The sequence below is a fragment of the Microbacterium shaanxiense genome, assembly GCF_054779995.1.
This window is the reverse complement of sequence record NZ_BAAGXE010000002.1, coordinates 86,082-106,941: the sequence shown is the minus strand read 5'-3', so window position 1 is coordinate 106,941 and position 20,860 is coordinate 86,082. Positions and strand designations below refer to the sequence as shown.

The following is a 20,860-nucleotide window of genomic DNA, read 5'->3' as shown; positions in this document are numbered from 1 at the left end:
GAAGGTGATGCGATGAAGACGATCGGACTGCTCGGCGGCATGAGCTGGGAGTCGTCACTCGAGTGGTACCGCCTCGCCAATGAGCGCGTCAGGGACCAGCTCGGAGGTCATCATTCCGCCCGCATCCTGCTCGATTCGCTCGACTTCGCCGAGATCGAGGCCATGCAGGCCGCGGGCGATTGGGAGGCGGCCGGCGACCTGCTCGCCGGCCGCGCTCTCGCGCTCGAGAAGGCCGGAGCGGAACTTCTCGTGCTGTGCACCAACACGATGCACCTGGTCGCCGACCGGATACAGGATGCCGTCAGCATCCCGTTCCTGCACATCGTCGACGTCACGGCCGCGGCGATCCTCCCCTCCGGCGTGCGCACGGTGGGGCTGCTGGGCACCGCCTTCACGATGGAGCAGCCGTTCTATGCCGATCGCATGGCGGGGCACGGCATCCGCACGATCGTGCCCGACGAGGAGGAACGACGCATCGTGCACGAGGTGATCTACGACGAGCTCGTCCACGGCGTCGTGCGAGAGGAGTCGCGGCAGCGTTACCAGCGCGTCATGGCAGGACTCGTGGAACGCGGCGCCGAAGGCATCATCCTCGGGTGCACCGAGATCGAACTGCTCATCAGCGCCGGCGATGCGAGTGTGCCGGTCTATCCCACCACCTCGCTCCACGTCGATGCCGCGCTGGCCGCCGCGCTGGGAGATTGACCGCGGTGTTCGGACTCACTGGACTCTTCACCTTCTCCGGACTCTTCGGGTCGATGTGGCGCCCGATGCGCCATCGGCGCCGCGGCACCGTCGAGCTGAAATGGCTCAGCGCGCGCACGTACACGATGAAGTGGTACCCGCAGGGCGTCGATTTCGGCACGTGGCAGGGGCGACGGACGCTCGCGGTGAGTTGGTTCCGCAAGGCGAAGAGCGGTGAACATCTCGCGTCTCGGGTGACCTTCATCGATCTGGAGCGCTCGCGGCACCTGGATGTCGCACTCACGATCGAGGGAGAGGACGGCGAGCTCGTCCCCGCGCAGATCCATGCCGGGGGCCTCGCCTGGTTCGGCGATCGCCTCTTCGTCGCCGCGACAGGTCAGGGGATCTGGGAGTTCGACCTCGGCGAATCGCGCCGGCTGCGGGGGGCGGCGGCGCGGCGTGTCGTGGGTGCACGAGGTCGCGGTCTCGGTGCCGTGGCGCTGGTGGCGGTCCGTACCCGGGTTCATCCGGTGCCGCTGCGATGCTCATTCCTCGGCCGGGTGTTCGATGACCAGGGCACCTCGCTGCCGCGCGTGCTGATCGGCGAGTACCGCGGCGACAAGCTCGGCCGTATCGGCGAGTTCACGATCCCCGGCGATGTCGACGGCTCGTTCATCGCCGTCGATCAGGACGCGCCGCAGATCGCCCGGATGCAGGGCGCCGTGCAGTGGGGCGATCGACGATTCATCTCGCAGTCGCGCGGCATGCAGCCGGGTGCGCTGTGGGAGGGCGACGGGACCGCGCCTCAGCGCAGCGATGTTCCCCTGCCGATCGGCTGCGAAGACCTGGCCCTCGATCCGGAGGGGCGGATGCTGTGGACGCTGGGCGAGCATCCGTGGCGCCGAGTGGTGCGCGGCATCCCGTTCGCGCAGCTCGGGCTGTGAATGAAAAGAAACAGCCTCTCACCGGATCACCTGGTGAGAGGCTGTTCTGCTCGCTGTGCGCGAGGGGGGACTTGAACCCCCACGCCCGTAAGGACACTGGCACCTGAAGCCAGCGCGTCTACCATTCCGCCACTCGCGCGAGCGTCTCGTTCCGAAGAAGTCAACTTCACGAGGATATCACGCACTTTCCCTGCTGCTTAACTCGCCCGACCACGCCCGGACCACGTCATCCGGTGAGAAGGGGTTTGATTCTCGCGCCACGATCGTGTCCGGAGCGCGCCAGGATGGGGGCGAGAGGCGCATTTCCAGGTCACCTGGCTACGATGTTGCTACCGTCGCCATGCCAGAGGAGCCCAGTGGGACTACTTGACAGCTTTGAGAAGGGTCTTGAGCGCGCCGTCAACGGCGCATTCGCCAAGACCTTCCGCAGCGGCATCCAGCCGGTGGAGATCGCATCAGCGATCCGTCGCGAGGCCGACATCAAGGCCGCCGTGGTCAGCCGCGACCGCATCATCACCCCCAACAGTTACGTCGTGCGTCTCAGCGCGGACGACCTGGAGCGCATGCAGGGGCTCGGCGGAGCCCTCACCGAAGAGCTGCATGCGTTGATGAACACGCACGCCAGATCTCAGGGGTACAGCTTCGCCGGCCCGCTCTCGATCGCTCTCGAATCGGATGAAAGAGTCTCCACCGGCACCGTGCGGGTGAACTCGGGCACTGTCGAAGGACGCGTCAGCTGGCAGGCCGTCATCGACGTCGACGGGCAACGGCACTCGATCACCAAGGCCCGCAGTGTGATCGGACGCGGCAGCGACGCCGACATCACGATCTCCGATGCCGGCTCCAGCCGCAAGCACGTCGAGATCCTGTGGGACGGCGAGCGCGCCATGATGCGCGACCTCGGCTCCACCAACGGCACCAAGGTCAACGGGCAGAAGGTGCGCGAGGCTCCGCTGCCCACCGACACCACGATCACCATCGGGCGCACAGAGCTGACCTTCCGGGTCGTCCCCGTGGCAGCCGACCGGCCATCGGGGGCGAATCGATGAGTGAACTCGTCCTCCTGCTGCTGCGCATCGGCTTCCTGGTGCTGCTGTGGTTCTTCGTGTTCGGTGTCGTGTACTCGCTGCGCGCCGACCTGTTCGGGGTGAAGGTGCGAAAGCTCCCCGCCGAGGCTGCCGCGGGCGGAGCCGCAGCAGCTCCCGCTCCCGCCGCCAAGCCGAAGGCCTCGCCCTCCCCGCGCGCAGGTGGTGCGGCTCGTGTGAACACGGTCTCCAAACTCGTCATCACCTCCGGCCCCAAGGCAGGGCTCGAACTCCCCCTCGGCACGGAGCCGATGACGATCGGCCGCTCCAGCGAGTCCGGCCTCGTCATCCGCGACGACTACACCTCCAGCCACCATGCCCGCCTGCTGCTGCGCGGCGACACGTGGGCCATCCAGGATCTCGATTCCACCAACGGCACGTTCCTCGGCGCGAAGCGCATCTCCGGCGCGCCGGTCATCATCAACATCGGCGACGCCGTCAAGGTCGGCGCCACGACCTTCGAGTTGCGAGCCTGACGCCGGCATGGTCTTCGAAGGATCGAGTGCGGCGATCTCCCATACCGGGAAGGTGCGCTCCAACAACCAGGACTCCGGGTACTCCGGAGCCAACCTGTTCGCCGTCGCCGACGGCATGGGCGGGCACGCGGGGGGCGATGTCGCCTCCAGCATCGCGATCCAGCACCTCGAGCGCCTGGACCATCCGTTCCCCGACGTCGACGAGGCGCAGGCCTCGCTGCAGGCTGCGGTCACCACGGCCGCCGGCGATCTCATCCGCGCCGCCAAGGAGCGCCCGGAGCTCGCGGGACTCGGCACGACCGTCAGCGCGATCATCATGGTCGAGGATCACGCCGTCATCGGACACATCGGCGACTCGCGCATCTACCTGTATCGCGACGACGAACTGACCCAGATCACCGCCGACCACACGTTCGTGCAGCGGCTGGTCGACTCGGGCCGCATCACCCCCGAGGAAGCGCGGTACCACCCGCGCCGCTCGGTGCTGATGCGTGTTCTCAGCGACATGGACCACGACCCGGAGCTGGACATGTTCGTCATGCCCACGCTGCCCGGCGACCGCTGGCTGCTGTGCTCCGACGGCCTCTCGGGTGTCGTGGACGAGCCGCACATCCTCAAGGCCATGCGACTCGGGCTCCCACCGGGACGCACCGCCGACAACCTGCTCAAGCAGGCCCTGGACGGCGGCGCCCCCGACAACGTGACCGTCGTGCTCGTCGAGGTCGGCGGCGTGCACCCGGTCTCATCCGGCACTGCGACGATCGTCGGCGCGGCATCGACGCCGTCCGGTGTGCTGATCCCCGCCGCCAGGGCGGGGCGCACGAACTGGCTGCACCCGGTGCGTCAGGCCGCGAACGAGCCCTCGCACTTCGAGCCGGCCGCCGATTACCTCGAAGAGCTCATCGAGGAGGACCGCCGTCGTGCGAAACGTCGACGCGTCGGATGGTTCGCCGCGCTCCTGGTCGTGCTGCTCGCGCTCACCGGCGCGGGGATGCTGGCGTACAGCTGGACGCAGACGCGGTACTTCATCGGTGCCGACGACGACAGCGTCGTGATCTTCCAGGGGGTGCAGCAGAGCATCGGCCCCATCTCCCTGTCGACAGAGCTCGAGGACACCGGCATCCTGCTCGCCGACCTGCCGCCGTATCAGCGCGCATCTGTCGAGCGCACGATCAACGCGCGCTCGCTCGCAGACGCGATGGCGATCGTGGACCGCCTGCGGGCCGGATCCGAGGCTGTGACAGGGGAGACACCCGCTCCGACGCCCCCGCCGACCCCGCTTCCCACGCCTGCTCCGACCGAGACCGACGGAGGGGATGCCGGATGATGAGCACCGACGTCGCCGCGGACACCGCGGTCATCAAGGCCCTCAAGCGGATGCGGCTGCCGCAGACGCAGCGCAATCGCGAGTTCTGGCTGCTTCTGTTCGCCTGCGCGATCAGCGGCGCAGCCCTCAGCCTCGTCCAGCTCGGCGCACTCGGGCTGATCGACCCCTTCATCCTCTTCATCGGCGGCGGATTGGCCGTGCTGGCCTTCGCCCTGCACATCGTGCTGCGCGTCGTCGCATCCGACGCCGATCCGTTCGTCCTTCCCATCGCGACACTGCTCAGCGGCCTCGGCATCGCGATGATCTACCGGATCGACATCGCCCTGCACAACACGGGGTGGGACGCGTACTCGACCAAGCAACTGGCCTGGACGGGCATCTCGCTCGCCGGCGCGATCGCGATCGTCATCCTCCTGCACAACTACAGGGTGCTGTTCCGCTACACGTATCTGTTCGGTCTCGCCGGAATCGTGCTGCTGCTGCTCCCGTTCGTGCCTGGACTCGGCGACTCCGGTGCGAACGCCGACGTCTGGGTCACGATCGGCGGGATCTTCGCATTCCAGCCGGGTGAGCTGGCCAAGATCTGCCTGGCGATCTTCTTCGCCGGCTATCTGGTGCGCACACGCGAGAGCCTCACCTCGGTCGGCAAGGTCTTCCTGGGCATCACGTGGCCGCGGATGCGCGAGCTCGGCCCGGTGATCGTCGTCTGGCTGATCTCGCTCGGCATCATCGTCGTGCAGCGGGACCTCGGCACCGGAATGCTCATCTTCGGCATGTTCATCGCCATGCTCTACGTCGCCACCGGCAAGACCAGCTGGGTGCTGATCGGGCTCGCCATGGTGGCCGTCGGGGTGTTCGTGGCGACGCAGGTGCTCGCGTACGTCCACGGGCGCTTCACGAACTGGCTGTACGCGTTCGATCCCGAGATCGTCGACCCCAAGGGCGCGGGCTACCAGCTGCAGCAGGGCATCTTCGGGCTCGCGCACGGCGGGCTGCTGGGCACGGGCCTCGGTCAGGGACGCCCGACGATCACGCCGCTCGCGCACAGCGACTACATCATCCCCAGCCTCGGCGAGGAGCTCGGGCTGATCGGCCTGTTCGCGATCCTCGCGCTGTACATGGTGTTCGTCAGTCGGGGCATGCGCATCGGCATCGCCGGGCAGGATGACTTCGGCAAGCTGCTCGCGACGGGGCTGTCGTTCACGATCGCCCTGCAGGTGTTCATCATGGTCGGCGGCGTGACCCGCGTCATCCCGCTCACCGGTCTGACCACGCCGTTCCTCGCGGCCGGCGGATCGTCACTGGTCGCGAACTGGCTCATCGTGGCACTGCTGCTGCGCATCTCCGACGGCGTGCGCCGCCAGCCCAGGGTGGTGATCGGATGACGAAGGAACTCAGACGTCTCAGCATCGTGATGCTGTTCATGTTCATCGCGCTGTTCGCGGCGGCGAGCTGGATCCAGGTCGTCGACGCCGACAGCCTCGCGCAGAACCCCAACAACCAGCGCTCGCTGCGCGACAGCTATGAGATCCAGCGCGGCTCGATCATCGCCGACGGGGTGCAGATCGCGTACTCCGTCGCGAGCGAGGACGAGTTCCGCTACCAGCGGGTGTACGCCGATTCGCCGATGTGGTCGAGCGTCACCGGATTCTTCAACCCGGCGCTGCAGTCGTCCACGGGCATCGAGAGCGCGCTCAACGCCGATCTCTCCGGTACGGGCGCGAGCGCCTTCCTCGCGGAGATCGAGCGGATCGTCTCCGGCCAGGCTCAGACGGGCTTCAGCGTGGAACTGACGCTGGATGCTGCGGCTCAGCAGGCCGCGTATGACGCGCTCGGCGGCCTGCAGGGCGCCGTGGTCGCCATCGAGCCGGCGACCGGACGCATCCTCGCGATGGTCTCGACCCCCGGCTACGACGCCAACGCGATCGCCGTGCACAGCGGCGCGCAGGCCGAGACCGCATACGACGAGCTCGACGCGCTGCGGCCGAATCCGCTGCAGAACCGCGCGATCGCGGGGAACCTGAACCCTCCTGGCTCGACGTTCAAGATCCTGGTCGCCGCTGCCGCATATGCGACGGGGGAGTGGTCGCCGTCGTCGACGCTGCCCAACCCTGCCCGCTACACGCTGCCGGGCTCCTCCTCGCAGGTCTCGAACGCCACGGGTGGCACCTGCGGACCGGGCGCGACCGTGACGATCGCCGACGCCGTCCGCCTCAGCTGCAACATCCCGATGGCCGAGCTGGCGGTCGAGCTCGGCGATGCGAAGATCCTCGAGATGGCCGAGAAGTTCGGCTTCAACCAGAGCTTCTCCACACCGCTCGAGTCGACGGCATCCCGCTACCCGCGCGGACTGGACGACGCGCAGACGGCGCTCACCGGGTTCGGGCAGGGACAGGTGACGGCCACCCCGCTGCAGATGGCGATGGTCTCCGCCGGGCTCGCGAACGACGGCGTCGTGATGAACCCCCGACTGGTGGACGCCGTGATCGGCAACGACCTCTCGGTGATCCGTCAGTACGAGAACAGCGAGTTCGGCCGAGCGACCGAGGCGGACGTCGCGAACGCCGTGACCGACGCCATGACGGCGAGCGTCGCAGACGGTGCGGCGACGGGTGCAAGAATAGACGGCATCGACGTCGCCGGTAAGACGGGGACGGCCGAGAACGATGGCGACGAGCCGTACACGTTGTGGTTCACCGGTTTCGCACCGGCGGACAATCCACAGGTAGCTGTGGCGGTCGTCGTCGAAGACGGCGGCGGAATGGGACAGTCGGGATCCGGTGACACGCTCGCCGCCCCGATCGCGAAGAAGGTCATTGAGGCGGTGCTTAACGGATGAGGCCGACGCAGGGTGTGTCGTTCGGTGGTCGATACGAGCTTCAGTCGCGTATTGCGATCGGTGGCATGGGCGAGGTCTGGGAAGCCACGGATCACGTCATCGGACGTACCGTCGCCATCAAGATCCTCAAGGACGAGTACATGGGGGATCCCGGCTTCCTCGAGCGCTTCCGCGCCGAGGCCCGGCACGCCGCGCTCGTCAACCATGAGGGCATCGCCAGTGTCTTCGACTACGGCGAGGAGAACGGCAGCGCCTTCCTCGTCATGGAGCTCGTCCCCGGCGAGGCGCTTTCGACGCTGCTCGAGCGCGACGGCGCGCTGAGCGCCGACAAGACGCTCGACATCGTCGCCCAGACCGCATCCGCGCTCCAGGCCGCGCACGCGGCAGGACTCGTGCACCGCGACATCAAGCCCGGCAACCTGCTGATCACCCCTGACGGCCGCGTCAAGATCACCGACTTCGGCATCGCCCGAATCGCGGATCAGGTGCCGCTGACCGCGACCGGTCAGGTCATGGGCACCGTGCAGTACCTCTCGCCCGAGCAGGCCTCCGGTCACCCGGCGTCGCCTGCGACGGACACGTACTCGCTGGGCATCGTCGCGTACGAGTCGCTGGCGGGCAAGCGTCCGTTCACCGGCGAGTCGCAGGTCGCGATCGCGATGGCGCAGATCAACGAGCAGCCGCCGCCTCTTCCGCCGACCGTGCCGATCCCGGTGCAGAACCTCGTGATGGCGATGATCGCGAAGAAGCCGGCCGACCGGCCCTCGTCTTCCGCGACCGTCGCACGCGCGGCGCAGGCGCTGCGCCGCGGCGACCTGAACTCCGCGGCGATCGCGGTGCCCGCGATCGCCACCGGCGGTATCGCCGGGGACGACGCCACACGCATCCTCACCGCCACCGGCGACGACGGTACGACGCGCATCCTGCCGACGACCGCCGCGCTCCCCGCCGACGGCGCTGAGGCAGACGCCGAGGGCAAGAAGAAGAAGCGCAGCCCGTGGACATGGCCGCTGATCGCCTTGATCGTGCTCATCGCCATCGTGCTCGCGGGTACGGTGTTCGCGCTGCTGAACCAGGGCGACCCCGAACCCGACCCGACGACCACCACCACCTCGGCGACCACCCCGACGCCCAAGCCGACGTCTCAGACGCCCACTCCGCCTCCCGAGCCGGATCGCGTCGATGTGGCATCGCTCAACCTGGTCGGCCTCGACTGCGCGGCCGCGACCACGACCCTGACGGACAACGGCTTCAGCGACATCACCTGCGTGCCGGGCGATCCCGCCGGATCCGACGACCAGGTGGGCAAGGTCTACAAGGTCGAGCCGCTCGGCAACGTCTCGATCGATCAGACGATCACCCTGACCACGTACGGCGACCGCGCAGCGCTCCCCGCACCGACGGACGCTCCCGCGATCACCGGCGACCCCGTCGCCGGCGGCACGGTGACGCTCTCGTGGGGCGCGGACTTCGTATGCCCCAGCGGCACGAACCTCACCCGCTACACGGTACAGCTCACCAACGGCACCTTCGTCTCGGGCGGACCGAACTTCCCGCCGACGCAGCGCAGCGCCGAGGTCACGGTCGCAGACGCGGAGGGCCAGGAGCTCATCGCGACGTACACGGCGACCTGCGCGAGCAGTGACGAGCGCGTCACCCCGTCGTCGCCGCCGAGGTCCGTGACGATCCAGCCAGCGAGCGTGCTCCCCGGCGATGGAGGCGAACTCCCCGAGGGCTGAGAGTGATCTCACAGCAGAGCTGAGGGTAACCTTAGGAAGTCCATGTCGTCGTCGTACCAGGGGGAGCATCCAGTGACCGCAGAGCCGCGCATCATCGCTGAGCGATACCGCGTGGACGAGCTCATCGGCCACGGCGGCATGGCGAAGGTCTACCGCGGCTATGACGTCACGCTCGGACGTGAGGTCGCCATCAAGATCCTCGATCCCGACCTGGCGCGCGACACCGCGTTCCGCACCCGGTTCAGGCTCGAAGCGCAGGCGGCATCGCGCATGTCGCATCCGTCGATCGTGCGCGTCTTCGACGCCGGAGACCCGACCTCGGCGGCGCAGGGAGCCCCGGCCGTCGGATCAGCGGGCAGCGAGCCGTACATCGTCATGGAGCTCGTCCAGGGCCGCCAGCTCAAGGAGATCATCGCCGAGGGTCCTGTCCCCGTCGAGGATGCGGTGCGCTACGTCGACGGCATCCTCGAGGCGCTCGACTACTCGCACCGCGCCGGCGTCGTGCACCGCGACATCAAACCGGGCAACGTCATGGTCACCCCCGCCGGCCAGGTCAAGGTGATGGACTTCGGTATCGCCCGCGCGGTGTCGGACTCGTCATCGACGGTCGCCGAGACCACGCAGATCATCGGCACGGCCGCGTACTTCTCGCCTGAGCAGGCCAAGGGCGAGCCCGTCGATGCGCGCGCCGACCTGTACTCGACCGGCGTCGTGCTCTACGAACTGCTCACCGGTCGCCAGCCGTTCCGCGGCGAATCCCCCGTGGCCGTCGCCTACCAGCACGTCAGCGAGACCCCGCTGGCGCCCACCGAGGTCAACGAGAGCTCACCCGGCGCGCTCGACCCGATCGTGCTGCGTGCGCTCGCGAAGGACCCTTATCAGCGGTATCCGGATGCTGCGCACTTCCGCGCGGCGCTCGACGACGCCGTGGCGGGCAAGGCTCCGAGCAAGAAGCAGCTCGGCGCTCTCACCAGCGAGCTCTACGGGCCCAGCCCGCGGCAGGCGCAGGAGACCGCACGTTCATTGCGCCAGCTCAGCAGCGACACCACGATGACGCGCACGCAGTCCGGACCTCCTGTGGTGTGGATCTGGGCGGGCGTCGCGTTGCTCGCGGTGCTTCTCATCTCGGTGCTGGTCTGGGTGCTCACCATGCCGCGCGGGGAGCAGATCCCCACCTCGTCGCGCACGGTTCCCGATCTGATCGACGTGTCGTACGAACGCGCCCAGGACGACCTCGAAGCGCTCGACCTGCAGTACACGCTGGTCTACGAGGCGAGCGCGACGATCACCGAGAACAACGTGATCCGCACCGACCCCGAGGCGGGACAGTCCGTCGAAGCCGGGCAGAGCGTCACGGTCTACGTCTCCTCCGGCACCGAGACGGTTCAGGCCCCCTCCCTCGTCGGGCTCTCGCAGACAGCCGCGAAGGACGCCCTGAGCAAGGCCGGCCTCGCGCTCGGCAACGTGATCCAGCGCAATGATCCGAACAGCGCTGCCGACACGGTGCTCGAGGCGAGCGTGGATGAGGGCGACGAGGTCGCACCCAAGACGGTCGTCAACCTCGTGGTCGCAAGCGGCCGGGTCACGCTGCCCGACGTCTCGGGCTGGACCCTGGATGCCGCGACGGCGAAGCTCGAGGAGCTCGGCCTCACGGCCATCCCGACCGAGATGGCGGACTGCCCTGCCACCGATCCGGCGACCGTCGCCTCGATGTCCGCGGCACCCGGAGACGTCCCCGTGCACTCCGAAGTTCAGCTGCGTCACTGCACGGCTGCCGCGAAGTGACCGCCCGTCGCCGTCGGGCGACGGATGCGGGCCGCCACTACGGCGCGAGCGGATGCAGGTGGGATGAGACCTCGACGGCCTGCGCGTCGCCGAGCATGGCGAGCCAGTTCGCCAGCAACCGATAGCCGAAGGGTGTGAGCACGCTCTCGGGGTGGAACTGCACGCCGAGCAGCGGCAGCTCGTCGTGGGCGATGGCCATCACGGTGCCGGATGCCGTGCGTGCGGTGACGCGGAGGGCCTCGGGAAGCTCGGACTCGGCGAGGGCGAGGGAGTGGTAACGGCCGGCTTCGAAGGGCGACGGGATGCCGTCGAACAACGCCGAACCGTCATGCGTGACCGTGGACACCATGCCGTGCATGAGTTCCGGCGCCTCTGAGACCTCGGTGGCGAACGCGGCGCCGATCGCCTGATGCCCGAGGCACACCCCGAGCAGCGGCATCCGGAGCTCTGCGGCGAGCGCGACGATCTCGACCGAAGCACCGGCATCCCTGGGGCGGCCGGGGCCGGGAGAGAGCAGCACGGCATCGAAGGAGGGCAGGAGGCGGGCGAACCCCGCCGCATCCGCAGCATCCGCCTCGACCATCTCGCAGACGCCGCCGAGCTCGTGAAGATACCCGACGAGCGTGTGCACGAAACTGTCGTGATTGTCGACCACGAGCACCCGCACGCTCACTCCAGGTCGACCTCACCGGGCGTGATGAGCGGGCTCACCCAGGGGAACACGTAGAAGAAGAGTCCGTAGAGGATCGCGGCGACGACGACCAGGACGATGAACAGCCGCAGCCACCAGGGGCCGGGCAGGATGCGCCAGATTGCTGCGTACATCAGATCTTCCTCAGATGGATGGGGGTGCGACGTCGGCGACGGCGGACAGCGAATCGGGTTCGCCCTCGACGCGGGGCTGGAACCCCTCGAAGACGGCGTAGCCGATGATGCGCTCGGCGAGCGAGTACAGCGGGGAGCAGGCGGTCAGCGTCAGGTAGCGCTCTCCTGTGACGGCATCCGGTACCTGCGGCACGTCGAGGAGCACGTCGACCTGATCCGGCTGCACGTACTCGAGGGTGCGGAATCGATAGGTGTACCAGCCCTCCGGAGTCTCGACGACGATGGCATCGTCGATGCGCAGCTTGTCCATCCGGTTCAGCGGAGCACCCCAGGTCGTGCGGTGACCGGCGACGGAGAAGTTGCCCACTTCTCCGGGCATGACGGACTGGTCGTACACGCCGATCCACCCGTTGTCGAGGGTGACCGGTCGCGAGGTGCCCCCGGCGATCGCGACGTTGTAGTCGTCGCCGAACCGCGGGATGCGCATCTGCGCGAAGGTCTCACCCGCTGCCGGATGCGGGAGCACTGGCGGTTCGAACCAGGTCTCGCCGTCGTCGTTCTCGACGATCGGCGGTGGTTCGGGGGCTGGTTGCTGCTCCCAGGTCTCGGAGACCGCGTTGCCGGCGCTGTTGCTCTGGGCACCGATGATCATGTCACCGATCCACATCTGCCAGGCGACGAAGAGCAGGACGAGCACTCCGGCGGTGAGCAGCAGTTCGCCGAGGACGCTGGTGAACGTCGCCCGCGAACGTCGGCGAGGATGCCGAGTGCGCGCGCTCATCGTCGCCCCAGCTGCACTCATAGGCGTGATCTTATCCCGCCCGTGTGTACGCCTGCGATCGAAGCAGGCAGTCATCGCGCTGTTGGGTAGACTGACCTCATGGCACGAGACCGTAAGAGCGAAGAACCCGCCGTCGAGCGCGCTGAAGGCGAGGCGGCGCCCAACGCCGTGTGGTTCAAGCCGGTGATGCTCGGCTTCATGCTGCTCGGCCTGGTGTGGATCCTGGTGTTCTACATCTCGGGCATGCAGTTCCCGGTTCCGGGCATCGGCTCGTGGAATCTCGCGATCGGCCTCGGCATCGCACTGATCGGATTCCTGATGACGACGCGGTGGCGCTGACCGCCCCTCTTCTTCCGAAGGCCCCTCGCTGATGCGGGGGGCCTTCTCTCGTCATGCCGTGCAGGGAGTTATCCACAGGGTTGTGCACAGGGTGGGGAGAATTACACCGGTGTTATTCACAGGGGTGGAGAACGGTGTTAACAACTGCTGGCCGGGTGCGAGGGCGACAGGACGGGTCTCGCCTCACGCGCCGACGAGCAGCGGCGGAACGATGAAGACCGCAGCGAGCAGGAGCGCGGCGAGTGCGATCAGCAGCAGGATCTGCCACACCCGCTGCTCGCGCTTGCGGGTGCGCAGCACGATGAGGCCGACGAGAGCACCGACGACCGCGCCGCCCACGTGGGCCTGCCAGGCGATGTTGAAGCCCGGGACGAAGCCGATCACGAGGTTGATGCCGAGCAGGACGAACAGCCCGGTCATGTTGGCACCCAGGTGCAGGCCGATCACGAGGAGGGCGCCGAACAGCGAGAACACCGCTCCGGACGCGCCGACCGTCGCCGTGGTCGGCGAGATGATCCCGACCGCCACTGAACCGCCGAGACCGCCCAGCACGTAGAGGGCGAGGAAGCGCCAGCGACCGAGCATCGGCTCGAGACTTCGCCCGATCATCCACAGCGCCAGCATGTTCAGGCCGATGTGCCAGATGCCGCTGTGCACCAGGGCCGCGGTGAGCAGGCGCCACGGCTGGAACGGCGCTCCGGAGAGCTCGGGGAAGAGATAGCCGACCCAGAACTCGAGCAGCCCGGTGATGTTCAGACCCGGCACGAGCTGCAGGAGGCCGACGAAGCCGGTCACCGCGATGATGCCGTAGGTCATCATGGGCCTGCCCGACTGCACGGCGGTCAGCGAGCCGCGGGCACGACCGCTGCGACCCCACCGGCGCTCGGCGCGCTTCTGCGCGGGGGTGCGGTTGCCGCGCTCGGCCTTCATGCACTCGGGGCAGATGACCCCGACGGCCGCCTGTGTCTGGCATTCGGGGCAGATGGTGCGCATGCACCGTTGGCAGAGCACGAAGCTCTGCCGATCCGGATGGCGGTAGCAGAAGTTGTCACGATTGCTCGTGAACTCGGGTGACGTCATCCGGATCGGCCTGAGGGGTTCGAGCTCAGACTGCGGTGACGTCGACCGACTGCAGGACGACGTCCTGGAGCGGCTTGTCACCGGCGGCAGTGGGGACGGCGGCGATCGCGTCGACGACCTTCTTGGAGGCGTCATCGGCGACCTCGCCGAAGATCGTGTGCTTGCCCTGCAGCCACGCCGTCGGGTCGGTGGTGATGAAGAACTGCGAGCCGTTGGTGCCCTCGGCCTTGCCGGTGATCGCGTTGCGACGCAGGCCGGCGTTGGCCATGGCGAGGATGTAGGGCTCGTTGAAGTTGAGCTCCATGTTGATCTCGTCGTCGAAGTTGTAGCCTGGGCCGCCGACGCCCTGGCCGAGCGGGTCGCCGCCCTGGATCATGAAATTCGGGATGATGCGGTGGAAGATGACGTCCTTGTACAGGGCGCCCTCACCGGGCTTGCCCGTTGCGGGGTCGGTCCACTCCTGAGTGCCGTCGGACAGGCCGACGAAGTTCTTGACCGTCTTCGGGGCGTGGTCGCCGAAGAGGTTGACGACGATGTCACCGTGGTTGGTGTGCAGGGTTGCGACGTGAGTGTGCTGAGCCATGCCCCTATTGTCGCAGAGCTTGCAGTGTGTCGGCCGGACGCGCGGTCACGTTAGCGTGCGACGCTCCGGATGACAAGGGTCGGCACAATCACTGCCAGCATCCAGTCTTGTCTGGCAAGATGGGGAACCCGTACTCCAAGTCGACAGGAGAACATCGTGAGCCTCACCCGCAAGCGGAAGAAAGAACTGCGCCGTCTGCGCGACAACGCCACCGAGCTCTGGGAATCCCAGCAGGAGGTCGTCGGCCACGCTGCCGAAGTCGCCCGCGAGGCGAGCCGTCAGCTCGCAGGCGTCGGCCGTGAGCAGGTGCTTCCTGTCGTGCAGGACGCCTACAACCGCCGGGTCGCTCCGACCGTGGACCGTGGCATGAAGCTCGGTCGCCACGTCGTGGACGACAAGGTCGTCCCGCTCGTCGGCGGCGTCGTCGGCTCCGCGCTCACCGCGTGGGACGTGGCGAACGCCAAGCGTCAGGGCCTGGAGTTCTCCAAGGGCCGCATCGTGAAGAAGAAGCAGGGCCCCGGCATCGGCTCGGTCATCGCGATCGTCCTCGGCGCTGCCGCGGCCGTCGGTGTCCTCTACGCCGCATGGCAGGCGCTGCGCACGGACGACGAGCTCTGGGTCGCGGACGACCCGCTCTCCGCACCGGACGCGTGAGCGCGGCCGCGGCCGAGCCGGATCCGCATTCGCGTGTGAAGGATGCCGCTGCGGCCCGTGGTCTCGCGATCGAGATCCGCGAACGCCCGCAGGCGAACAGCCTTCATGAGGCGGCGGCGCTGTTGGGACTCGACCCGTCCGGCATCGTGAAGACGCTCGTCGTCAAACGCTCGGATGACACGTACCTGTTCGCACTCGTACCGGGCGGACGGTCGATCTCGTGGCCGAAGCTGCGCGCGGTCGTCGGCGTGAACAGGCTGCGCCTGCCGGAGCCCGACCTCGCGTTGGCCGCGACCGGGTACGAGCGCGGCACGATCGTGCCGATCGGCAGCACCACCGACTGGCCGATCTACGCCGACGAGTCGATCGTCGGACAGCGCGTCGCCATGGGTGCGGGTGCGCACGGATACAGCCTCTTCGTCGAAGCCGATGATCTGATCGCGGCCTACGGCGCGACGGTGGCCGACATCACGGTGCCGGAGCAGCCGCGCTGACTCTCGCCGCGGTACGGGTCAGAGTATCTCGGCCATCCGCAGGGCGATGTCGACGAGCTTGACTCGTTGCAGCTCCGCCAGGGCGGGCAGGGCGAACCACCCGGCCATATCGGTGGATCCGTTCTCCTCGAAGCGCAGCTTGCCGCCGCTGATCTTGGCGCGGTAGACGATGCGTAGGGTGTGCAGTGGTACGCCCGCCTTCCTCACCCGCCTGCCGGCGGGGATCACGCGGGAATGGATGCCGAGCAGCTCCTGCACATGCACCGTGTAGCCGGTCTCCTCGCGGACCTCGCGGCGGACGGCGTCTTCGGGATCCTCGCCCTCCTCGAGGCCGCCCCCCGGCATCGTCCACGCGACGCGTCGCCCCTCGGTCCAGCGCGCGAGCAGCACCCTGTCGTCGTCATCGGTGACGACGGCATACGCCGCGACGCGCAGATCCATGCGCTTCACACTAGCGGGAGCGCGCCGTGGGTCAGGTCACCTGCACGCCGGCGAGGTAGGTCGCCCGCACCATCGTCTCGGCGAGTTCTTCGGCAGTCGCGGTCACCGGGTCGCGGTCGACGACGATGAAGTCCGCGAGCAGCCCCGGCTCGAGGCTTCCGACCTCGTGCTCGCTGAACAGCTGCCAGGCGGCGTTTCTCGTCTGGGCCGCGAGGGCCTGAGCGCGCGTGACGGGTGCACCGGCCGGCATCCGGAATCCCGAACGGGTCGTGCGCGTCTCGGCGACGGCCATGTTGCGGAACGGCTCGTTCGGCGTGACCCACCCGTCGTTGTGGAAGGTGGCGCGATGTCCTGCCGCGAACGCGGCGCCGGCATCCGCCCATGCACCCCCGTGCTCCGGACCGAAAAGATCGTCGACGAGCACCTCGCCCCAGTAGGTGATGTGGGCGACGAACAGACTGACGGTGACGCCGAGGGATGCTGCGCGCGCGAACTGCGCGGACGTCATGGCTCCGCAGTGCTCGAGCCGGAAGCGGTGATCGGTGAGTGCGTGCCTGGTGATGATCTGCTCGTACACGTCGAGGGTCGAGTCGATCGCGCGGTCGCCGTGGGCGTGACAGGCGAGCTGCCAGCCGCCGGCCGCGTAGGGCTCTGCGATCTCGAGCAGCTGCGCGGCGGTGTAGTTCGCAGTGCCGACGTGATGGGGTTCCAGGCCGAGGTCGCGCGTGGCCGGGGTGTCGAGGTAGGGGAAGGACGTGGCGATGTTGCCGATCCAGGGCGAGCCGTCCGACCAGGTCTTCACGCCCGTCTGCCGGATGATCGGGTCGTCATCGCCGCGCGGCGCCGCCGCACCACCCGGCCGCGACATCTCGTACCAGCGCAGCCGCACGGGCAGCCGGCCCTGCGCGTGCAGCGCCCGGATCAGCGGGTTCAGGTCGGGATTCCAGGACAGATCGGAGACAGTGGTGATGCCGCGGCTCGAGAGATCGCGCAGGTGCGCGACGAGCAACTCGGGAAGATGCTGCTCGGCGCGGGCGAGCATCGGGGCGACGACCTGCTCGACCGCCGCCTCCTCGAAGGCGGCACCGGAGAGGTCGCCCTTCGCGTCACGGGCGAACCTGGCACCGGCGGGGTCGGGAGTGTCCCGATCCACGCCGGCGGCACGAGCAGCGGCGGCGTTGAAGTACGCCGAGTGCCCCGAGTTGTGGATCACGACGAGCGGAACGTCGCCGGCGAGCTCATCGAGCCACTTCATGTCGGGGTCGGGGAGTCCGCGCTGCAGCAGCGCATCCCACCCGTTCGCGAACACGGCCTGCCCGTCGGCGTCCGCGACGGCCTTCTTCAGCGCCGCGAGCACGCCCGCGGCATCCGGGATCGTGACCGGCCGGATGTCGACGACGAGGTGCGAGAGCAGGATCGACGAGTACGCGGGGTGTCCGTGCGGCTCGATGAGGCCGGGCATGACCCAGCCGTCGAGCTCCACGGTGTGGGCATCCGGATGCTGCGCCTTCAGCTCGGCGGCAGTTCCGAGTGCGACGATCCGCCCGTCCTCGACGGCGAACGCCTCGAACTCGACCTCGGTGTCGGCCTCGGAATCTCCGGCGAGCGGACGGATGCGGCCGGTGAAGACTGTCGTCATGGCGTCAGTCTGGCAGGGCGGAGGGCCGAACGCGCTGAATCTCCTGCTTCTTCGATCCCCGCGGAGTAGCGTGGCGGGAATGAGCACCCTGCCCTTTCCCGCGTCCGTGTACACCGCCAGGCTGGAGCGCGCGGCCGCCCTCGCTGCCGACGCCGGTCTCGATGCGGTCGTCGTCGGGCCGGGCCCCGACCTGCAGTACCTCGTCGGGGTCGAGGGCGACACGATCGAACGGCTGACGGTGCTGTTGCTCGGACCGTCCCTCGCGCCGACCGTGGTCGTTCCACGGATGGAGCTCGCGAAGGTGCGATCCACGGCGGTGGGCGAACTCGGTCTCACCGTGCTCGACTGGGTCGACGGTGAAGATCCGTACGCCCTGGTGAGCGGCGCGCTCGGCACCGTGACACGGGTGGGCATATCGGATGCACTCCCGGCGCTGCACGTCATCCCCATCGGGGAACGGCTCGACGTGCGACTGGAGCTCGCGACGCCGGTACTGCGCGAGGGCCGAATGACCAAGGACGCCGCCGAGATCGCCGAACTCCGTCGTGCAGGAGAGGCGATCGACGCCGTGCACCGCCGCGTGCCGCAGTGGCTGCGCGCCGGACGCACCGAACGCGAGGTCGCCGCCGACATCACCGAGGCGATCATGGCCGAGGGGCATCGATCGGTCGAGTTCGTCATCGTCGGATCGGGGCCGAACGGCGCGGATCCGCATCACGAGGTGTCGGACCGGATGATCCACAACGGCGACATCGTCGTGGTCGACATCGGCGGCGCCGTGCCCAGCGGATACAACTCCGACAGCACCCGCACGTACGTGGTCGGTGAACCAGACCCCGCAGCCGCCGAGAGCATCGCCGTCCTCGTGGAAGCCCAGCAGGCCGCCGTGGATGCCGTGCGGCCGGGAGCGACGGCATCCGACGTGGACGCGGCCGCTCGCAACGTACTCACCTCCGCGGGCCTTGGCGACGCGTTCCTGCATCGGACAGGACACGGCATCGGCGTCTCGGTGCACGAGGAACCGTACATCGCCCCCGGCAACGACCTCGTACTGAGGGAGGGCATGGCGTTCAGCATCGAGCCCGGTATCTACTTCGCCGGTGAGTGGGGAGCACGCATCGAGGACATCGTCGTGGTCACAGCCGACGGCTGCGAGCGGCTCAATGTCGCCCCGCATGAGCTGACCCAGGTCGACGCCGTCGCCTGACCCGACTCAGACGCGGATCAGCGCTCGATCGACTCCAGCGCCGCGGCGAGCCTGGACACGGTCCCGTCGACATCGGCGAGCTTGTCGAGGCCGAACAGCCCGATCCTGAAGGTCGAGAACCCCTCCGGTTCGTCGCAGTGCAGCGGCACCCCGGCGGCGATCTGCAGCCCCTGCTCCTTGAACGCCGCACCCGACTTCAGCGCGGGGTCATCCGTGTGCACGACGACGACGCCGGGAGCGGCGAAGTCGGCTGCCGCGACCGACGGGAATCCCTGCTCTGCGAGGAGCTCCCGCACCCGTCCGGCGAGTTCGATCTGCGCGCCGCGCAGCGCCTCGAAACCGCGGCTCTGCGTCTCGATCATCGCGGCCAGGTTGCGGGTCAGCGCGTCGGTCGGCATGGTCGCGTGATACGCCGCGCGACCCGCGCGGTACTCGTCGGCGATGGCCAGCCACTTGCCGAGATCTGCGGCGAAACTCGTCGAGACCCGCTCGCGCACAGCATCCGCTCCCGCCTCGCTGAGCATGACGAAACCGGCGCAGGGCGATCCGCTCCACCCCTTCTGCGGAGCGCTGAGCAGCACGTCGACGCCGAGTGCCTTCATGTCGACCCACATCGCTCCGGAGGCGATGCAGTCCAGCACGAGCAGCCCGCCGACCTCGTGCACGGCATCCGCCAGCGCCCGCACATAGTCGTCGGGAAGGATCATTCCGGCAGCCGTCTCGACGTGCGGAGCGAAGACCACCTCCGGGCGGCGAGCGCGGATGGCGGCCACCACCTCCTCGAGGGGCGCGGGCGCCCATGCCGCGTGCACGTCGTCGGATTCCGGCCGGGCGGCGAGCACCGTGACGTCGTCGCTGATGCCACCGGTGTCGAGGATCTGCGACCACCGGAACGAGAACAGCCCGTTGCGCACGACGAACGTGCGCCGGCCGGTCGCGAGCTGACGTGCGACCGCCTCCATCGCGTAGGTGCCTCCACCCGGGACGATGACCGAGGTGTGCGCGTTGTACGCCGCACCGAGGATCTCGAAGGTCTGCTGCATCACCGAGATGAAGCGTGCGGACATGTGGTTCAAGGATCTGTCGGTGAAGACGACCGAGTACTCCAGCAGGCCATCGGGGTCGACATCATCGTGCGGCAGGCTCATGCGCCCAGCATCCCACAGCAGCCCGCGCACGGCGATCACGCCGTGATGGATTTGAGGTCGACCGGCGTGCATGACAGTGTGGAAGGCGGACCGAAGCTGTTTCACCCGGCGGAGATCACACCCCATGGACACGAATTCTTTCGAGCTGCACACCCCGATCCGGGACGGTGACACGCTCTGACTTCCCCCGGCTCTCTCGAGCCGAGCACGTCAGCACAGGCCGCGCATATCGATGCGCGGTCGGGTGAGACGAGCCTGATCCGCCCGCCCCTCGTCGATGAGGGGATCGAGCTGTGGCGGATCGCGCGCGACTCGCAGACGCTCGATCTGAACTCGTCGTACGCCTACGTGCTCTACGCCCGGGACTTCGCCTCGACGTGCCGGATCGCACTGGTCGACGGTGAGCCCGCGGGCTTCGTCATCGGCTATCGCCGACCCGCAGACCCCTCGTGCCTGTTCATCTGGCAGGTCGCCGTGGATGCACGCTTCCGCGGGCTCGGTCTCGCGGGGCGGATGCTGGACGACCTGCTCCACGATCAGACGGTGCTCCCCCCGGTGCGCAGCCTGCAGACCACCATCACCGACGACAACGCCGCCTCGCAGCAGACGTTCCGCAGCCTCGCACGGCGCTGGAACGACGCGCCGATGGTCGTCACCCCGCTCTTCGAGAGCGCACATCTGACGCACCCGTCGGATGCCGCGCATCACGAACCCGAACGGCTCTACGAGATCGGTCCGTCGATGTAGCCGTCACTTCCGCCCACCCGGGGCGGCGTGCACTCCCCGCACG

Annotated in this window: 22 protein-coding genes and 1 tRNA gene; 14 read left to right on the top strand and 9 right to left on the bottom strand. The window is 68.3% G+C overall.

All coding sequences use genetic code 11. The annotated features are described in order from the left end of the window. Positions 1–12: 12 nt before the first annotated feature. Positions 13–705: an aspartate/glutamate racemase family protein gene (locus ACYVG2_RS05395; protein WP_460780024.1), complete on the top strand. Its 693-nt coding sequence runs from the start codon at positions 13–15 to the stop codon at positions 703–705. 5 nt (positions 706–710) lie between these two features. Then, positions 711–1,628, top strand: coding sequence for a hypothetical protein (locus ACYVG2_RS05390; RefSeq protein ID WP_460780023.1), 918 nt, complete (start codon positions 711–713; stop codon positions 1,626–1,628). A gap of 56 nt (positions 1,629–1,684) precedes the next feature. Here ACYVG2_RS05390 and ACYVG2_RS05385 read toward each other — a convergent pair. Continuing rightward, positions 1,685–1,767: transfer RNA gene (locus ACYVG2_RS05385), tRNA-Leu, on the bottom strand. Positions 1,768–1,984: 217 nt separating this feature from the next. On the opposite strand from ACYVG2_RS05385, the gene ACYVG2_RS05380 reads away from it, so the two are divergent. From ACYVG2_RS05380 to pknB, 7 genes are read left to right on the top strand one after another with little or no spacing between them, the layout of a single operon-like run. Next, complete coding sequence (locus ACYVG2_RS05380) at positions 1,985–2,677, top strand: FhaA domain-containing protein (protein ID WP_460780022.1); 693 nt, start codon at positions 1,985–1,987, stop codon at positions 2,675–2,677. Beyond that, the gene (locus tag ACYVG2_RS05375; protein WP_448967109.1) at positions 2,674–3,189 is read left to right on the top strand and encodes an FHA domain-containing protein FhaB/FipA; all 516 of its coding nucleotides are present in this window, start codon (positions 2,674–2,676) and stop codon (positions 3,187–3,189) included. Before ACYVG2_RS05380 ends, ACYVG2_RS05375 begins: the two co-directional genes overlap by 4 nt. 7 nt (positions 3,190–3,196) lie before the next feature. After that, on the top strand, positions 3,197–4,516 hold the full coding sequence (locus ACYVG2_RS05370; protein ID WP_448967110.1) for a PP2C family protein-serine/threonine phosphatase: 1,320 nt from the start codon (positions 3,197–3,199) through the stop codon (positions 4,514–4,516). Next, entirely contained in the window at positions 4,516–5,901 is a 1,386-nt protein-coding gene (locus tag ACYVG2_RS05365) for an FtsW/RodA/SpoVE family cell cycle protein (RefSeq protein WP_460780745.1), read from the top strand. The genes ACYVG2_RS05370 and ACYVG2_RS05365 overlap by 1 nt, the downstream gene beginning before the upstream one ends. Further along, positions 5,898–7,355 (top strand): peptidoglycan D,D-transpeptidase FtsI family protein, encoded by a 1,458-nt coding sequence (locus tag ACYVG2_RS05360; protein WP_460780021.1) that lies wholly within the window; start codon positions 5,898–5,900, stop codon positions 7,353–7,355. The genes ACYVG2_RS05365 and ACYVG2_RS05360 overlap by 4 nt, the downstream gene beginning before the upstream one ends. After that, complete coding sequence (locus ACYVG2_RS05355; protein WP_460780020.1) at positions 7,352–9,094, top strand: protein kinase domain-containing protein; 1,743 nt, start codon at positions 7,352–7,354, stop codon at positions 9,092–9,094. Before ACYVG2_RS05360 ends, ACYVG2_RS05355 begins: the two co-directional genes overlap by 4 nt. 42 nt (positions 9,095–9,136) lie before the next feature. Next, positions 9,137–10,879 carry a Stk1 family PASTA domain-containing Ser/Thr kinase gene (gene pknB / locus ACYVG2_RS05350; RefSeq protein ID WP_460780019.1) on the top strand — a complete coding sequence of 581 codons (1,743 nt, stop codon included), beginning with the start codon at positions 9,137–9,139 and terminating at the stop codon, positions 10,877–10,879. A gap of 37 nt (positions 10,880–10,916) precedes the next feature. Here pknB and ACYVG2_RS05345 read toward each other — a convergent pair whose 3' ends face one another. From ACYVG2_RS05345 to ACYVG2_RS05335, 3 genes are read right to left on the bottom strand one after another with little or no spacing between them, the layout of a single operon-like run. After that, a complete protein-coding gene (locus ACYVG2_RS05345; protein ID WP_460780018.1) occupies positions 10,917–11,552 on the bottom strand; it encodes an anthranilate synthase component II in 636 nt (211 codons plus the stop codon). Then, positions 11,549–11,704, bottom strand: a complete 156-nt coding sequence (locus ACYVG2_RS05340; protein ID WP_448967115.1) for a hypothetical protein — start codon at positions 11,702–11,704, stop codon at positions 11,549–11,551. The genes ACYVG2_RS05345 and ACYVG2_RS05340 overlap by 4 nt, the downstream gene beginning before the upstream one ends. A gap of 10 nt (positions 11,705–11,714) precedes the next feature. Next, positions 11,715–12,506 (bottom strand): class E sortase, encoded by a 792-nt coding sequence (locus tag ACYVG2_RS05335; protein ID WP_460780017.1) that lies wholly within the window; start codon positions 12,504–12,506, stop codon positions 11,715–11,717. 78 nt (positions 12,507–12,584) lie between these two features. Here ACYVG2_RS05335 and ACYVG2_RS05330 point away from each other — a divergent pair, with 78 nt between their 5' ends. After that, positions 12,585–12,824, top strand: a complete 240-nt coding sequence (locus tag ACYVG2_RS05330; protein ID WP_307360439.1) for a cell division protein CrgA — start codon at positions 12,585–12,587, stop codon at positions 12,822–12,824. Positions 12,825–13,007: 183 nt separating this feature from the next. Here the strand turns inward: ACYVG2_RS05330 and ACYVG2_RS05325 are convergent, their stop codons facing one another. Next, positions 13,008–13,904: a rhomboid family intramembrane serine protease gene (locus ACYVG2_RS05325; protein ID WP_460780016.1), complete on the bottom strand. Its 897-nt coding sequence runs from the start codon at positions 13,902–13,904 to the stop codon at positions 13,008–13,010. A 25-nt stretch (positions 13,905–13,929) separates the two neighbouring features. Continuing rightward, complete coding sequence (locus tag ACYVG2_RS05320; RefSeq protein WP_448967118.1) at positions 13,930–14,487, bottom strand: peptidylprolyl isomerase; 558 nt, start codon at positions 14,485–14,487, stop codon at positions 13,930–13,932. Positions 14,488–14,643: 156 nt separating this feature from the next. On the opposite strand from ACYVG2_RS05320, the gene ACYVG2_RS05315 reads away from it, so the two are divergent. Then, positions 14,644–15,141 carry a DNA helicase gene (locus ACYVG2_RS05315; protein ID WP_448967119.1) on the top strand — a complete coding sequence of 166 codons (498 nt, stop codon included), beginning with the start codon at positions 14,644–14,646 and terminating at the stop codon, positions 15,139–15,141. A 35-nt stretch (positions 15,142–15,176) separates the two neighbouring features. Further along, positions 15,177–15,635: an aminoacyl-tRNA deacylase gene (locus tag ACYVG2_RS05310; RefSeq protein ID WP_460780744.1), complete on the top strand. Its 459-nt coding sequence runs from the start codon at positions 15,177–15,179 to the stop codon at positions 15,633–15,635. An 18-nt stretch (positions 15,636–15,653) separates the two neighbouring features. Here ACYVG2_RS05310 and ACYVG2_RS05305 read toward each other — a convergent pair whose 3' ends face one another. Both ACYVG2_RS05305 and ACYVG2_RS05300 read right to left on the bottom strand, forming a co-directional pair. Further along, positions 15,654–16,076, bottom strand: a complete 423-nt coding sequence (locus ACYVG2_RS05305; RefSeq protein ID WP_448967120.1) for an NUDIX hydrolase — start codon at positions 16,074–16,076, stop codon at positions 15,654–15,656. Positions 16,077–16,107: 31 nt separating this feature from the next. Continuing rightward, on the bottom strand, positions 16,108–17,715 hold the full coding sequence (locus ACYVG2_RS05300; protein ID WP_460780015.1) for an amidohydrolase: 1,608 nt from the start codon (positions 17,713–17,715) through the stop codon (positions 16,108–16,110). Positions 17,716–17,794: 79 nt separating this feature from the next. Here ACYVG2_RS05300 and ACYVG2_RS05295 point away from each other — a divergent pair, with 79 nt between their 5' ends. Continuing rightward, complete coding sequence (locus ACYVG2_RS05295; RefSeq protein WP_460780014.1) at positions 17,795–18,922, top strand: M24 family metallopeptidase; 1,128 nt, start codon at positions 17,795–17,797, stop codon at positions 18,920–18,922. Between the two features lie 17 nt (positions 18,923–18,939). On the opposite strand, the gene ACYVG2_RS05290 is transcribed toward ACYVG2_RS05295, so the two are convergent. Continuing rightward, positions 18,940–20,109, bottom strand: coding sequence for an aminotransferase class V-fold PLP-dependent enzyme (locus ACYVG2_RS05290; protein ID WP_460780013.1), 1,170 nt, complete (start codon positions 20,107–20,109; stop codon positions 18,940–18,942). Between the two features lie 189 nt (positions 20,110–20,298). Here ACYVG2_RS05290 and ectA point away from each other — a divergent pair, with 189 nt between their 5' ends. After that, positions 20,299–20,817: a diaminobutyrate acetyltransferase gene (ectA, locus tag ACYVG2_RS05285; protein WP_460780743.1), complete on the top strand. Its 519-nt coding sequence runs from the start codon at positions 20,299–20,301 to the stop codon at positions 20,815–20,817. Positions 20,818–20,860: the final 43 nt, after the last annotated feature.